The 13,992-nt window shown below is 43.5% G+C and carries 11 protein-coding genes; 3 read left to right on the top strand and 8 right to left on the bottom strand.

The window, feature by feature from the left end:
• Positions 1–33 precede the first annotated feature (33 nt).
• Positions 34–1,146 (bottom strand): mandelate racemase/muconate lactonizing enzyme family protein, encoded by a 1,113-nt coding sequence (locus IDJ76_RS17845; protein ID WP_191165127.1) that lies wholly within the window; start codon positions 1,144–1,146, stop codon positions 34–36.
• A 354-nt stretch (positions 1,147–1,500) separates the two neighbouring features.
• Here IDJ76_RS17845 and IDJ76_RS17840 point away from each other — a divergent pair, with 354 nt between their 5' ends.
• The 3 genes from IDJ76_RS17840 to IDJ76_RS17830 all read left to right on the top strand — a co-directional run bounded on the left by IDJ76_RS17840 (position 1,501) and on the right by IDJ76_RS17830 (position 5,407).
• A complete protein-coding gene (locus IDJ76_RS17840; protein ID WP_191165125.1) occupies positions 1,501–2,259 on the top strand; it encodes a DUF4290 domain-containing protein in 759 nt (252 codons plus the stop codon).
• A gap of 160 nt (positions 2,260–2,419) precedes the next feature.
• Positions 2,420–3,727 carry a UDP-N-acetylglucosamine 1-carboxyvinyltransferase gene (murA, locus tag IDJ76_RS17835; protein WP_191165123.1) on the top strand — a complete coding sequence of 436 codons (1,308 nt, stop codon included), beginning with the start codon at positions 2,420–2,422 and terminating at the stop codon, positions 3,725–3,727.
• A gap of 123 nt (positions 3,728–3,850) precedes the next feature.
• Positions 3,851–5,407, top strand: a complete 1,557-nt coding sequence (locus tag IDJ76_RS17830; RefSeq protein ID WP_191165121.1) for an ArnT family glycosyltransferase — start codon at positions 3,851–3,853, stop codon at positions 5,405–5,407.
• Between the two features lie 134 nt (positions 5,408–5,541).
• Here the strand turns inward: IDJ76_RS17830 and IDJ76_RS17825 are convergent, their stop codons facing one another.
• The 7 genes from IDJ76_RS17825 to IDJ76_RS17795 form a co-directional block, all read right to left on the bottom strand.
• Positions 5,542–6,903, bottom strand: coding sequence for a pyridoxal-phosphate dependent enzyme (locus IDJ76_RS17825; RefSeq protein WP_191165118.1), 1,362 nt, complete (start codon positions 6,901–6,903; stop codon positions 5,542–5,544).
• A gap of 250 nt (positions 6,904–7,153) precedes the next feature.
• A complete protein-coding gene (locus tag IDJ76_RS17820; RefSeq protein ID WP_191165116.1) occupies positions 7,154–8,014 on the bottom strand; it encodes an AMP nucleosidase in 861 nt (286 codons plus the stop codon).
• Between the two features lie 129 nt (positions 8,015–8,143).
• Positions 8,144–9,382, bottom strand: coding sequence for an ATP-dependent Clp protease ATP-binding subunit ClpX (clpX, locus tag IDJ76_RS17815; RefSeq protein WP_191165114.1), 1,239 nt, complete (start codon positions 9,380–9,382; stop codon positions 8,144–8,146).
• A gap of 90 nt (positions 9,383–9,472) precedes the next feature.
• A complete protein-coding gene (locus tag IDJ76_RS17810; protein ID WP_262892235.1) occupies positions 9,473–10,195 on the bottom strand; it encodes an ATP-dependent Clp protease proteolytic subunit in 723 nt (240 codons plus the stop codon).
• Between the two features lie 214 nt (positions 10,196–10,409).
• Positions 10,410–11,759: a trigger factor gene (gene tig / locus IDJ76_RS17805; RefSeq protein WP_191165112.1), complete on the bottom strand. Its 1,350-nt coding sequence runs from the start codon at positions 11,757–11,759 to the stop codon at positions 10,410–10,412.
• A gap of 203 nt (positions 11,760–11,962) precedes the next feature.
• A complete protein-coding gene (locus IDJ76_RS17800) occupies positions 11,963–12,685 on the bottom strand; it encodes a head GIN domain-containing protein (protein WP_191165110.1) in 723 nt (240 codons plus the stop codon).
• Positions 12,686–12,801: 116 nt separating this feature from the next.
• Positions 12,802–13,407 (bottom strand): GIN domain-containing protein, encoded by a 606-nt coding sequence (locus IDJ76_RS17795; protein ID WP_191165108.1) that lies wholly within the window; start codon positions 13,405–13,407, stop codon positions 12,802–12,804.
• Between the last annotated feature and the right edge of the window lie 585 nt (positions 13,408–13,992).

Below are 13,992 nucleotides of genomic sequence, written 5' to 3'. Positions count from 1 at the left end.
TATCGCTCTTTCGAAATGACAGGGTTGCTTTGGCTACACACTCCACTTCTCGCACCCTTCCAAAAACGCTTCATCCGCATCCGCTCCTATCCCAACAGCATCGCTGATATTCAGTTTGTAACCGTCGTAGGTTACGCCGCCAACGCAGGGGTCGGCCAGGTGGCCTAACATGCAGGTATCCATATCATAAAATTGAATATTGGGGCTGGCATATACAAAATGCAACTTGGCACTTAGGGCAATCCGGCTTTCCAGCATCCCACCCATCATACAGGGGATGCCGTGTTGGGCAGCAATGTCATGAATCTTTTTAGCTTCCAGTAGCCCGCCCGATTTGGCCATTTTGATATTGATGTAATGGCAGCTATTGCTTTCAATTTGCTTGCGGGCATCATGGTGGTTATACACGCTCTCGTCGGCCATGATCTTTGCCGGCGATAGTTTCATCAACGCGGGCAAGCGGTCGTCATACCATGTCCGCATCGGTTGTTCACAAAATTCAATATCGTACGGGCCGATTGCCTGCAATGTAAAAACAGCGTCGTCAAAACTCCAGCCCTGGTTGGCATCTACCCTTATCCTCATTTCCGGGCCTACCGCCTGGCGAATCTGTCTGATCCGTTCCACATCGCTTTTGGCATCTTTACCCAGTTTTACCTTCAGGATGTTTGCTCCTGATTTTTTGAATTCGATTGCCTTCGCCGCCATTGCCTCAGGCGTGCCTATACCTATCGTGATATCGCTTTCTACCACGCGTTTGGCTCCCCCTAAAAATTGGTAAAGCGGCAAACGGGCATGTTTGGCGGCAATGTCATAAAGGGCCATATCGAAAGCGCTTTTAATGGTGGTATTACCTGCTGCCGCATCATGAAGCTGCTGCATCCGGGCAGGTATGTCCAATGCATCCTGCTCTTTCCAAAGCTTAGCAAAGTAGCGCGCCATCACCAGGCAGGTATCCTGGGTTTCGCCAACAATCATCGGGAAGGCCGAGCACTCGCCCACGCCATAAAAGCCGACATCGGTATGTATACGGATGAACACGTTCTGTGCATGGTGCATAGTACCCGTGGCAATGGTAAACGGTTCCATCGGTATGCTGAAGCGGTAAATATCTACGGAGGTGATGGTAACTGGTTTTACACTCATAATTGCTAAAATAGCATATTACCGTTTGATAGTAGTCCCAATACCTAAAAATGATAAAATGGGTTTACAAAAGTTTACACGTTTCAGTTAAAAAATCGCTTAAATAACAAAAAATCAATTAGTTGCAAAAAAGCAGGGTTTACACTTTGTCACCATACAAATCTCCTTCAAAGCATTTTTAGATCGGCCATAATTGCCTCTTTATAATTTGCATCCTAACACATTTACCTTATATTTGCATTAGTACATCGTACTACTTCATTTCTGTTCTCCGGTTTCTCGCCCTTGTGGTATCAGAAACTGTCCATGAGCCGAAAACCACTTCAAGAGATCTTATTTAATTAAAAAATATACATGGCATTAACAAATTTGCCTGGTGGGTTTGATTATAACTCAACCAGGAATAAACTTTTACTTACCGAATACGGCCGTAACGTGCAAAACATGGTGAAATACATTGTGGCGTTACCTACTAAAGACGAGCGCAACAAATATGCACAGGTGGTGATTGACCTGATGGGCTTTTTAAACCCGCACCTGCGCGATGTGGCCGATTTTAAACACAAGCTTTGGGATCACCTGCACATGATCTCAGATTTTCAGCTGGATGTTGATTCGCCGTACCCTAAGCCCAGCCCCGAGGCTATACACATGAAACCCGAGCCGCTTAAATACCCGCATCAGCGTATCAAGTACAAGCACTACGGTAAAACTATCGAAATGATGATAGAAAAGGCCAAGAGCATAGAAGAGCCTGATCGCCGTCGCCATATGGTGCAGGCTGTTGCCAACTTTATGAAAATGGCCTACGTGCAGTGGAACAAAGATTCTGTTGCCGACGAAACCATCCTGGCCGACCTATACGCCATGAGCAACGGCGAGTTGAGGATTGAAGAGAACATTAACCTGAACAAGGTTGAATTCCGCCCGGCTAACTTTGGCACGCAAAACAATAACAATAACCGTGGCGGCCGTACTAATAACAACCAAAACAGCCGCGGAGGCAGCGGCGGTGGTGCAGGCGGTGGCCGTACCAATAATAACAACAACCCGCGTAATAACAATAACCAAAATAACCGCGGCCGTACCAATGGCGGCGCAAAAAAATACTAACCGGCGTTTGCCAATGGTTTACAGTGCAATGGAAATATGTAAAGGCAGCCGCCTGCGATATTTCCATTTATTTTTTAATCTTTGCCGTAGTTCATGAACAATTTTAAACATTGAAGCTTGAACTGTTATTACAGACCATCAACCCACGAACACACACTATATGAGAAACGCATTCGAGATACAGGGCGGAAAAAAATTGAAGGGCGAGATCATCCCGCAGGGGGCCAAGAACGAAGCCTTACAGATCATATCCGCTGTATTGCTTACCAGCGAAAAAATGACAATCACCAACATCCCCGATATACAGGATGTAAATAAGTTAATAGAGCTGTTGGGCGATATGGGGGTAGTGATTGACCGTATCTCACGCGATACCTGCACTTTCGAGGCAAAGGAGATCGATCAGGATTTCTTTACATCCGAAGCTTTTAAAACAAAGGGCGGCGGGTTACGCGGCTCTATCATGATACTGGGCCCGCTATTGGCCCGTTTCGGCAAAGCATCTATTCCCAAACCGGGTGGCGATAAAATTGGCCGCCGCCGTTTAGATACCCATTTCCTCGGCTTTGAAAAATTAGGCGCACGCTTTGATTACAACCCAGATAACGGCTTTTACAACGTAGATGCATCCAACCTGCAGGGAACTTATATCCTGCTTGATGAAGCATCTGTTACCGGCACCGCTAACATTGTGATGGCAGCTGTATTGGCAAAAGGCACTACTACTATTTACAACGCAGCCTGTGAGCCTTACTTACAGCAATTATGTAAGATGCTTAACCGCATGGGTGCCAAAATCAGCGGCATCGCATCAAACAGGTTAACTATTGAAGGTGTAACCGAATTAGGCGGTACCGAGCACCGGATGCTGCCGGATATGATAGAGATAGGCTCATTCATTGGCCTTGCTGCCATGACCGGATCAGAGATCACTATCAAGGATGTAATGTATGATGAACTTGGTATGATCCCTGATGTATTCAAACGCCTGGGCATCCAGCTGGAGCGCCGCGGTGACGATATTTACATCCCGTCACAAGATCATTACGAGATAGATACGTTTATCGACGGATCTTTATTAACCGTTGCCGATTCGCCATGGCCGGGCTTTACGCCCGATCTGTTGAGCATTGTATTAGTAGTGGCCACACAAGCAAAAGGCTCGGTATTGATCCATCAAAAAATGTTTGAGAGCCGGTTGTTCTTCGTAGATAAGTTGCTGGATATGGGCGCAAACATCATTCTTTGCGATCCGCACCGCGCTACTGTTATCGGTTTGGATAAGCAAGTGCAGCTGCGTGGTATCTCCATGACCTCGCCGGATATCCGTGCAGGGGTTTCCTTACTCATAGCGGCTTTATCCGCGCAAGGCAAATCAACCATTTACAACATCGAACAAATAGAACGCGGTTATCAAAATATCGACGAGCGCCTCAAGGCATTGGGTGCCGATATTACGAGAGTATAACTTTTAAGGGAAAGGTTGTAGGTAAAAGGTTAAAAACCTTTTGCCTTTGACCTTTAACCTATTTTCAATAGCTTTACGTTGTGCTTAAGCTCCCTCCTGCTTTAACCAAACTTAAACCAATAAATGCCCTATAAAAACCGCAGATCTTCGTATTCTACGTTTATATTGATATTTGTTGCGCTAAAGGTTTTGTTAAACGCTTTGGCTATCAGCCGGTTCGGATTTCACCGGGACGAGTTTTTACACCTGGTACTGGCCGATCATTTAGACTGGGGTTATAAAGAAGTGCCGCCCTTTATCGCCATACTGGCCAAAGTCACACTATCTGTTTTTGGCGATTCTGTTGCAGCGGCAAGAGTTTTCCCTACCATAGCAGCGGGCATTATTATCTGGCTTACCGGGCGTATAACTGTCGAGTTGGGTGGGCGCAGGTTTGCCATTACTGTGGCGTGTTTGGCCATGATCTTCTCCCCTGCCTTTGCCGCAAGCGACTATCTTTTCCAGCCGGTGGTGTTTGATCAGTTATGGTGGGTATTAACCGTTTGGCTATTCACTAAGTATCTCAACACTGCAGATGTGCGCTACCTGTACTGGTTAGGCGCAACTGTTGGCCTGGGTATGCTGACTAAGTATACCATGGCGTTCTTCACCTTCTCGCTCATCATCGGCATCCTGATCAGTAAAGAACGTAAATTACTGTTTAATCGCCATGTAATTATCTCCGCTTTAATAGCCGTGATCATATTTTTGCCCAACATCATCTGGCAATTTGCGCACCACCTGCCCTTTATTACGCACATGAAGGAATTGCGCGAAACCCAGCTGGATCATGTAAAGCCTTTAGATTTTATTAAACAGCAGTTCTTGGTTAATGGCCTTACCATTTTTATATGGCTGATGGGCTTTGCCTGGCTGCTATTGTCGTTCAAGCTGCGCCGGTTTAGATATTTAGCTATCGCTTATATCCTTATTTTTCTGTTCTTATTAGAAATGAACGGTAAGAGTTATTACTTATTTGGCGCTTACCCTATGCTTTTTGCCGCGGGCGGTTTTGCCTTTGAGCGGATGCTGAAAAGGAGTTACTACGTGCTGCGTACCGCGGTGATACTGCTTTTTATTCTGCCTAATATTTTATTGCTCCCGTTATTGCTCCCTATCCTACCTTTTGATACGACTATTAGGTTTTTTGCCTACACAAAAGAGCACCTTTCGCTTTTTAACTTTGTAACCCGTTGGGAAGACCAAAAACAGCACTCTTTAACGCAGGATTATGCCGACATGCTGGGCTGGGAAGAAATGGCCCAAAAGGCTGCGCAGGCCTACCATAGCCTGACACCCGAACAGCAGAAACACGCGCAGATCTTTGCGGATAATTACGGCGAGGCCGGTGCCCTGCATCATTTTCATAATAAATACAATATGCCGGATGTTGTGAGCCTGAACAGCAGTTTTGCACTTTGGGCCCCTGATAACCTCGACGGTAAATACATTGTCTACGTAGATGACGATGTTAATGTAGAGGCCCGCTTAAAACCCTTAATAGAAAGTTATCGCCAAACAGGCGAAGTGTTAACCCCACTGGCCCGTGAAAAAGGCACGAGGATCTATATCTTAACTAACCCATCGCCTAAGCTCAATGAGGTTTACAAGGCGGAATTAGCAAAGAAGAGGCTGGAGTAGACTGTCAGAACTGAGTACACTAACCTCAAACCCAACGCTGCATGCTCGCGCCCGTATTAGAACATTTCAAAAAAAAGAGACGCGAACTATCGCGTCTCTAAATATCATTTTATCTTTTGTCCTTTAGCTAAAAACTAAGCCGATATCGCATTAATGATATCGTACTGAGTAATGATCTCGATATTACCATTATCATCCTCTACTAATACCGCAATGTTATCCCTGTTGATCATGCCAGAGATCTTATCAATTGGCGTATTCAGATCGATAAACGGGAATGGCGCGGTAGAGATACTTTTTACCGGCTGCGATTTAATGCCCGGGTTTTCCATTAACGAATCCAGGATATCGCTCTCCGTTATCTTACCAATCACCATGCCCTTTTGCGTAACAGGGATCTGGCTGATGTTTAGCGATTTAATAGTATTGATAGCTTCCAGTACAGTTTTCTCGCAGTCGATCGTAACAATTTCCTGGCTTTCCTTCTTGCTGATGATGTGGCGCGCCGTCAATTTTTCTTCCTTCAGGAAACCGCGGTCGCGCAGCCAATCGTCGTTGTACATTTTGCCTAAGTAACGTGTACCATGATCAGGGAAGATGATCACCACCACGTCGCCCTCTTTAAACATATCCTTCATCTGCAGCACACCCGCCACGGCAGAGCCTGTTGAATTACCGGCAAAAATACCTTCTTTACGTGCAATTTCGCGGGTCATCAACGCCGCCGCTTCGTCAGTTACCTTTTCAAAGTGGTCTATCAGGCTAAAATCAACGTTTTGCGGTAAAAAGTCTTCGCCAATACCTTCAGTGATGTAAGGATAGATCTCGTTTTTATCGAACTCGCCGGTTTCCTTATACTTTTTAAATACAGATCCATAGGTATCTATACCCAATACTTTAATGGAGGGGTTTTGTTCTTTTAGAAAACGTGCCGTGCCTGATATGGTGCCGCCCGTACCTACACCAACTACTAAATGCGTGATCTTACCTTCGGTTTGCTCCCAAATTTCGGGACCGGTAGATTCATAATGTGCCTGCGAGTTAGACAGGTTATCGTATTGGTTAGGTTTCCATGAATTGGGAACCTCTTTCTCCAACCGCGAAGAAACTGAATAGTATGACCGTGGGTCTTCCGGCTCTATGTTGGTTGGACAAACGATTACCTCGGCACCAAAGGCGCGCAGGGCATCAAATTTTTCTTTCGACTGCTTATCCGTACTGGTGAAAATACATTTGTAACCCTTAATAACAGCAGCAATAGCCAGGCCCATACCGGTGTTACCGGATGTACCTTCAATGATGGTACCGCCGGGTTTAAGCTTGCCACTTTTCTCCGCATCCTCTATCATTTTAAGGGCCATGCGGTCTTTAATAGAGTTACCGGGATTGGTAGTTTCTATCTTAGCCAGCACTGTTGCCGGGATGTCTTTTACGATCTTATTTAGCTTTACCATAGGCGTATTGCCAATGGTATCCAGTATGTTATTATGCCACATAGTTTATAATCTACTAAGCCTGTATATAAAACAGGGTACGGGTCAAAATTAGTAATTATTATTTGAGTAGCTGATGTTAAAACATTTAAGAATTGTCAGGAAAAAAGAAAAGCGCCCGGAATAACCGGGCGCTTTTTATAAATGCTGTCGTGCTGAACTTGTTTCAGTAATTCACAAACAAGGTAGTGGACTTAGCAGTTGAGATCCCGAAATAAATTCGGGACGACTAAATGAAATCGATATCCGCTCCTTAAAATTTCAAATGCTTAACCGTTAAGCCATTGTTGATCAATTGCTTTAGCGATTCGATACCTACACGCAGGTGGGTCTCCACATATTGGGAGGTCACATTCGAGTCACTCTCGGCAGTCTTCACACCTTCAGGGATCATTGGCTGGTCTGATACCAGCAGCAATGCACCGGTAGGGATCTTGTTGGCAAAACCGGTAGTAAAGATGGTTGCTGTTTCCATATCTACGGCCATGGCACGCAATTCCTTTAAATATTTTTTGAATTCCTTATCATGCTCCCAAACGCGGCGGTTGGTGGTGTAACAGGTACCTGTCCAGTAATCCCTTGCCTGCTCGCGGATAGTTGTCGAGATGGCCTTCTGCAGCGCGAATGATGGCAGTGCAGGCACTTCGGCAGGCAGGTAATCGTTAGATGTACCCTCTCCCCTTATGGCGGCTATCGGCAGGATCAGGTCGCCTACCTGGTTTTTCTTTTTTAAGCCGCCGCATTTACCTAAAAATATCACTGCCTTTGGGTGGATTGCCGTAAGCAGATCCATTACCGTTGCCGCTACCGAGCTACCCATACCAAAGTTGATAATGGTGATGCCATTAGCCGTAACACTTTGCATCGGCTTGTCTAAACCCATGATGGGGGCGCCATCATTCCAGTCCGAAAATAATTGCAGGTATTTGGAGAAATTGGTGAGGATAATGTACTCGCCAAAATCATCAAGCGGGCGGCCTGTGTAACGCGGCAGCCAGTTGGCTACAATAGCTTCCTTTGTTTTCAAACCCGATTTTACAGGTGATGTTACTTCTTTTACTTTTTTTCCTTCATTGACGTTGTCGTCTTTTTTTATATCTAATTGTTCGTTCATATGCTTGTTATTTAAGCAGCTTTCGCCGCGTGTGATTATAAAAACCCTTTTATACAGCAAACCCCGGTGAGCGTTTCACCAGGGTTAGGATGTAATATGCAAAAATAAATTTAAAGTACCAAATTAATGTTAAGCCACCTTTAATTTTTTAAGATCGCTCTTTTCAAATTTCTCTTGCGCGTAATCTAAATTTACGGTTAAACGCTTCACATCTTTTTGAGACGGGAACTCAAACATCGCATCGATCATGATCGCTTCGCAGATTGAACGCAGACCACGCGCGCCCAATTTAAACTCCATGGCCTTATCAACTATAAAATCTAAAACATCGTTATCAAAGTCGAGCTTTACCCCCTCGTATTCAAAGAGTTTTTTGTATTGCTTTAACAGAGAATTTTTAGGCTCGGTTAGGATGTTGTGTAAAGCCTCTCTATCCAGGGGGTTCAGGTAAGTTAAAACCGGCAAACGGCCAATCAGCTCCGGGATCAAACCAAAAGATTTCAGATCCTGCGGGGTAATGTATTTGTAAAGGTTTTTCATATCAACCTCGCCGTCGTTGCCCTTAAGCTTGTAACCAACTGTCTGCGTACGTAAACGGTTTGCTATCTTCCGGTCGATACCGTCAAACGCGCCACCGCATATAAACAGGATATTGCTGGTATTCACCGTGATCATTTTTTGATCAGGATGTTTACGGCCACCCTGAGGTGGTACGTTAACCATTGTACCCTCTAAGATCTTCAACAAAGCCTGCTGTACACCTTCGCCGCTCACATCACGAGTGATAGATGCATTATCGCTTTTACGGGCAATTTTGTCAACCTCGTCTATATACACAATACCGCGCTCGGCGGTGTTCACATCGTAATCTGCAGATTGCAACAAGCGGGTCAGGATGCTTTCCACATCTTCGCCTACGTAACCAGCCTCGGTTAAAACGGTGGCATCGCAAATACAAAACGGAACGTTAAGCACTTTTGCTAAAGTTTTAGCCAGTAAGGTTTTACCTGTACCCGTTTCGCCCACCATAATGATGTTCGATTTTTCAATCTCTACTTCGTCTTTGTCAACCCGTTGGTTTAAACGTTTATAGTGATTGTATACTGCAACAGCAAGCACCTTTTTTGCGTCATCCTGGCCAATAATATATTGATCCAGGTGGGTCTTAATTTCCGACGGTTTAAGCATAGCAGGCGTAGCCGGGGCTGCCTTTACTTTACGTACCTTCAGTTCTTCGGCAAGTATTTCATTGGCCTGGTTTACACATTTATCACAAATGTGCGCATCAAGCCCTGCTATCAACATCAGGGAATCCTGTTTACCTGCCCCACAAAATGAGCACCTGATCTCCTTGCTGTTTTTGTTCATCTGCTTATTGTTTGTCTAAAATAATTATTTACCGGGATATAACAAAGTACCTCAACTGTTTACCGTACCATGGTATAACACCATAACTATTTATTGTTTGTTTCCTCTTAAAATTTCGTCAACCATACCAAATTCTTTTGCTTCTTCAGCAATCATCCAATGGTCACGGTCTGATGCATCCCAAACGCGCTGGTAATCGGTACCGCTATGGTCTGCAATGATCTGGTAAAGCTCTTTTTTCAGCTTAGTAATCTCGTGATAAGTGATCTCGATATCAGATTGCTGGCCCTGCGCACCGCCCGATGGCTGGTGGATCATCACACGTGAGTGTGGCAATGCAGCGCGTTTACCCTTTGCTCCTGCTACCAACAAAACGGCACCCATTGATGCTGCCATACCGGTACAGATTGTTGCTACATCGTTAGATATGAACTGCATGGTATCATAGATCCCTAAACCTGCATATACAGAACCACCAGGCGAGTTGATATAGATCTGGATATCGCGTTTGGCATCGGCCGATTGCAGGAAAAGCAATTGCGCCTGGATAATGTTAGCTATATTTTCATAAATGGCATCACCTAAAAAGATGATACGGTCCATCATCAAACGCGAGAACACGTCCATCTGGGCCACGTTTAACTGGCGCTCTTCGATGATGTAAGGCGTCATACCAGTTGTTGGGGTATAAATACCATTTGGCATACGGCTACGATCAAAGTTTGAAAGGTATTTATCTACATGTAAGCTGTTTAAGCGGTGATGCTTAACGGCATATTTACGGAATTCATTTTTATCGATATTACTACTCATGATATGTGTTTTTTATAATGTGTAATGCATTCAGGTAACGGCAACTAATATAGTTTTAAGTTGAATAGTTTTTTAACTATTTAGTTTGCCTAAAGTAAAAAAAGAACTACCGGGCAGCCCAGCCCAACAGCCCGTATTTGGTGAAGTTATTATAAAACAAAAGCACCCACGGGGCGGGTGCTTTTGGTAAAAGATATTTTTAAAAAAACCGGACTTAGTCTTCCAGTTTATTAAAGTCTGTAAACAGGATCTCTTTTTTATCTAAAGTAACAACGCTTTTAACATAATCAAACACCTTAACGGCTTTTACTTCTTCAAAGATCTTGTTTGCGTTCTCTTTATTTTGCAGGTATTGCACGGTGTACTGGCCCAGTTGCTCATCGCTAAGCGCCTGCTGGCTGTACATTTTAAACTGCTGGTCTAAGCTCATTTTTGCATAAGCAAATACTTCGTCATACTTAATATCGATATTTGCTTGTTTGATCAGTTTGTTCTCGATCAAAGTCCATTTAAGGTTTTTAGCAAAATCGGCATAACCGCCGGCTAACTCTTCTTCAGTCAGTTTCTCGTTAGTTGCCTTTAACCAACGTTTTAGAAATTCATCAGGTAATTGAAAATCAACCTTGCTTAAGCTGTAGTTGTAGATGTCGTTCTGCAGTTTACGTTCTGCATCCTGTTTCATCATGGTTTCCAGCTCTTCGGTAATCTTCTCCCTGAAACCTTCTTCAGTAGTAACTACACCTTCACCAAATAATTTGTCAAAGAACTCCTCGTTCAAATCACCTTCTTCTAAGCGGTTAACATTTTTAACCGTTAATTTGAAGTTAGATTTTAAATCAGCCGCTTCCGATTCTTCAACTTTTAATAAACCGGCAACTTTAGCTGCATCGTTATTAAAAGCTTTGTTAATATCAAAAACTAACTCATCACCCTTTTTCAATCCGATCAATGAAGCCTTCACGGTTTCATCCTGGATCTGATCTAAACGTACAGATGTTGTATTACTGATACCGTCCTCAAAAACAGAACCATCAGGCGAAAGCTGGGTTAATTCGGCGTAAAGCACATCGTCATCTGCCGATACGTCAGGATTTGTCATCTTGCCATAGCTCCTGCGGATGTTTTTGATCCGAGAGGCTAACGTTTCGTCATCAACCTTAATCTCATATTGGGTCAGTTTATCTTTTGAAGTAAACTCGATATCAAACTCAGGCGCCAGTCCAACTTCGTAATTAAACTCAAAGTTGTCGGTAAAATCCCAGTTAAATTCCGGTTTGTCATCATGCTTAGGTAAAGGCTGACCTAAAATTTCCAGCTTTTGCTCTTCCAAATATTTTGTAAGCGTATCTGATAACATATGGTTGATCTCGTCAACCAGGATGCTTTTACCATACATTTTCTTGATATGCGCAACCGGAACCATGCCCGGGCGAAACCCCGGTATTTTAGCCTTCTTGGCTTGGTCTTTCATTGCTTTTTCAACCTTAGGCTGATAATCCTCCGGGCTGATATTGATCTTAACAACTGAATTCAGGTTATCAATTTTTTCCTGTGATATATTCATTTTTTACCGCGTATTTTAATTGTAACAATGCCCGGTATGTACACACATACCGAGCATTTTGGAGGGGCAAAAGTACAAAATCTTTTTTTATTTATTTTACAGTTACGTCCTTTTGAAATTTAACTCCAAAGTGGTGTATCTGTAAATACAAAAGCACCGGTGTTTTAACACCGGTGCTTTTGTATTGCCTGTATCAGGCTTATTTAATTTACCTTTTTTACTGATGATGCGCCCGATTTATCAATATTCACGTTGCCTGGCGTGCCGCGATACTCTATATCCGATGCCCCGCTGCTGTGTACACTCAAGCTGTTCAAAACGTTTATTTTTGCTTCGCTTGCGCCCGATGTTTCGATATTGTATTTGCCTACCACAAAGTCAAAGGCATCAATCTTGCTGCTGCCACTCATATCCACATTATGTGATGCTGCCTGGCCCTTCAAGATCATATCGGTAGAGCCACTTCCCTCGGTATGTACATTAGCCGCAGCAATATCCATATCGATACTGGTTGAGCCTGAAAGGTCGAAATGCAGGTCCTTAGTAACAATACGCCCGCTCGAGCTCACATCTATCGCTCCGGAGGCATCAACTTCTTCCAGGTTTTTTACACCGATAACGATCATAATCTCGCCGCTTGCGCATAGGTTACGGCGGCTTTTAATAACCAGCTTATCCCCTTCTACATCCGTGTTGATGTATTTAAATAGATTATCGTCCATTTTGATAGTAACATTCAACGAGCTATCCTGCACCAGTTTTACTTTAAACCCGCCAGAGATATCGATCTTACTGAAATCGGGCATTTTTTGGCTTTTGGATATCACTTTGCCGGACCCATGCACGCATCTAAAACGTCTGCATGACGATAACGTGCCGATACTGAGCAATGCTATTATTGATAAGAGTAGGTAGGATTTTTTCATGATGAGGTTGTTTTTTTGTTTGACTACTATTAAAGTTATGAAGTTACACTTAAAATGAAAAAAGCCGTCAAACTTTTGGCGGCTTTTGAATTATGATAGGGTTGGTAAGGTTGCAATTATAAGTTAGCTAACGCTGTAACTTTATATTCTGGGCTGCTGATGAGGGTTGTTGTTGAATTAACCGCTGCGAAATCTTTAATGTTTATGTTAGCCTGTGACGCGTATTTTAAGGTATAATCGTTAGCCGTGCCGGTTAAGGTGGCCTTTGCACTATCGTTAACATTTACATTAGCTCGGTAAGCATCTAAATTTAAGGTAGCAGTTGCATTGTTGTAAAGGTTAACATCAAACTCTATTTTAGATAAGTTACCAAACGATTTTACTTCGGCATTATCATATGCGTCGATGGCGCGCAGATCATTTGCAGTAACCCAAACCACTAATTTTTTGTCGGTATAGGAAGTGATGCGTAGAACGCCATCTTTGCTTTGCACCAATGCACTTTCTGAATAATATTTGTTGTAAACCTTAACCTGTTCTGCGCTGCCGTCCGATACATAAAGTTCAACGTTTCCGTGGATCTCTATTTTGTTGATCTTACTGATGTTGGTTAAAACGGTGCTTACTTCTTTACCGTTGTTGGTTGTAGTTGCTGATGCTGAATTGCCGGTTACCACTGCTAAGGCTACGATAGCGAACATGGTGATGATTGATGTTTTCATGATGATTAATATTTTGATTTTCAAGTAATTGTAAGTTGTTATTTTTAAATACATCTATAAGACCTCCCCAAAAGGGAAACGTTACAGCAGTTTTGGGTGTATTAGATGTATGGCGGGATAACCTCGGTAAATGGCAGAAAACAGTCGGCGAAAAGGGTTAGGAATAGAACCAGAAGGGCGAGAAATAAGTAGCAGGGATCAAGAAGCAAGACATAAAAATCCTGGCATACCGATAAAGCAGATCTTTAATAATTTCTAAAAATTACTGTTCACGCGTGTTCATGAACACCGTGAACGCCGTGAACATTTCGTTATCAATTGATAATCAGTTATTTGATTTTTGGGGTACTGACAAGACATTGTCAGTAATGTTCCGCATCGTAAAGCGTGGACGCTTTCACGACATGCTGTGTGAGCGTCCACGCTCACGGAAGCATGAATATAAAAACGCTTCATTGTAACCTTGTCATCCTGAGCGATAGCGAAGGATCTTCCGGGTAGTGACCAAGCGAAAAGATGCTTCACTATCGTTCAGCATGACAAATTATTAACCGTTGCTCACCCGGCGCATAATCACAAAAAAGC

It is taken from the genome of Mucilaginibacter glaciei, assembly GCF_014773245.1.
Classification (GTDB): domain Bacteria; phylum Bacteroidota; class Bacteroidia; order Sphingobacteriales; family Sphingobacteriaceae; genus Mucilaginibacter; species Mucilaginibacter glaciei.
This window is presented reverse-complemented; position numbering and strand designations above follow the sequence as displayed.

Bases quoted from the DNA above. Each gene is read 5' to 3' on its own strand.
- IDJ76_RS17845 (WP_191165127.1), bottom strand. From the start codon at position 1,146: ATGAGTGTAAAACCAGTTACCATCACCTCCGTAGATATTTACCGCTTC.
- IDJ76_RS17840 (WP_191165125.1), top strand. From the start codon at position 1,501: ATGGCATTAACAAATTTGCCTGGTGGGTTTGATTATAACTCAACCAGG.
- murA (WP_191165123.1), top strand. From the start codon at position 2,420: ATGAGAAACGCATTCGAGATACAGGGCGGAAAAAAATTGAAGGGCGAG.
- IDJ76_RS17830 (WP_191165121.1), top strand. From the start codon at position 3,851: ATGCCCTATAAAAACCGCAGATCTTCGTATTCTACGTTTATATTGATA.
- IDJ76_RS17825 (WP_191165118.1), bottom strand. From the start codon at position 6,903: ATGTGGCATAATAACATACTGGATACCATTGGCAATACGCCTATGGTA.
- IDJ76_RS17820 (WP_191165116.1), bottom strand. From the start codon at position 8,014: ATGAACGAACAATTAGATATAAAAAAAGACGACAACGTCAATGAAGGA.
- clpX (WP_191165114.1), bottom strand. From the start codon at position 9,382: ATGAACAAAAACAGCAAGGAGATCAGGTGCTCATTTTGTGGGGCAGGT.
- IDJ76_RS17810 (WP_262892235.1), bottom strand. From the start codon at position 10,195: ATGAGTAGTAATATCGATAAAAATGAATTCCGTAAATATGCCGTTAAG.
- tig (WP_191165112.1), bottom strand. From the start codon at position 11,759: ATGAATATATCACAGGAAAAAATTGATAACCTGAATTCAGTTGTTAAG.
- IDJ76_RS17800 (WP_191165110.1), bottom strand. From the start codon at position 12,685: ATGAAAAAATCCTACCTACTCTTATCAATAATAGCATTGCTCAGTATC.
- IDJ76_RS17795 (WP_191165108.1), bottom strand. From the start codon at position 13,407: ATGAAAACATCAATCATCACCATGTTCGCTATCGTAGCCTTAGCAGTG.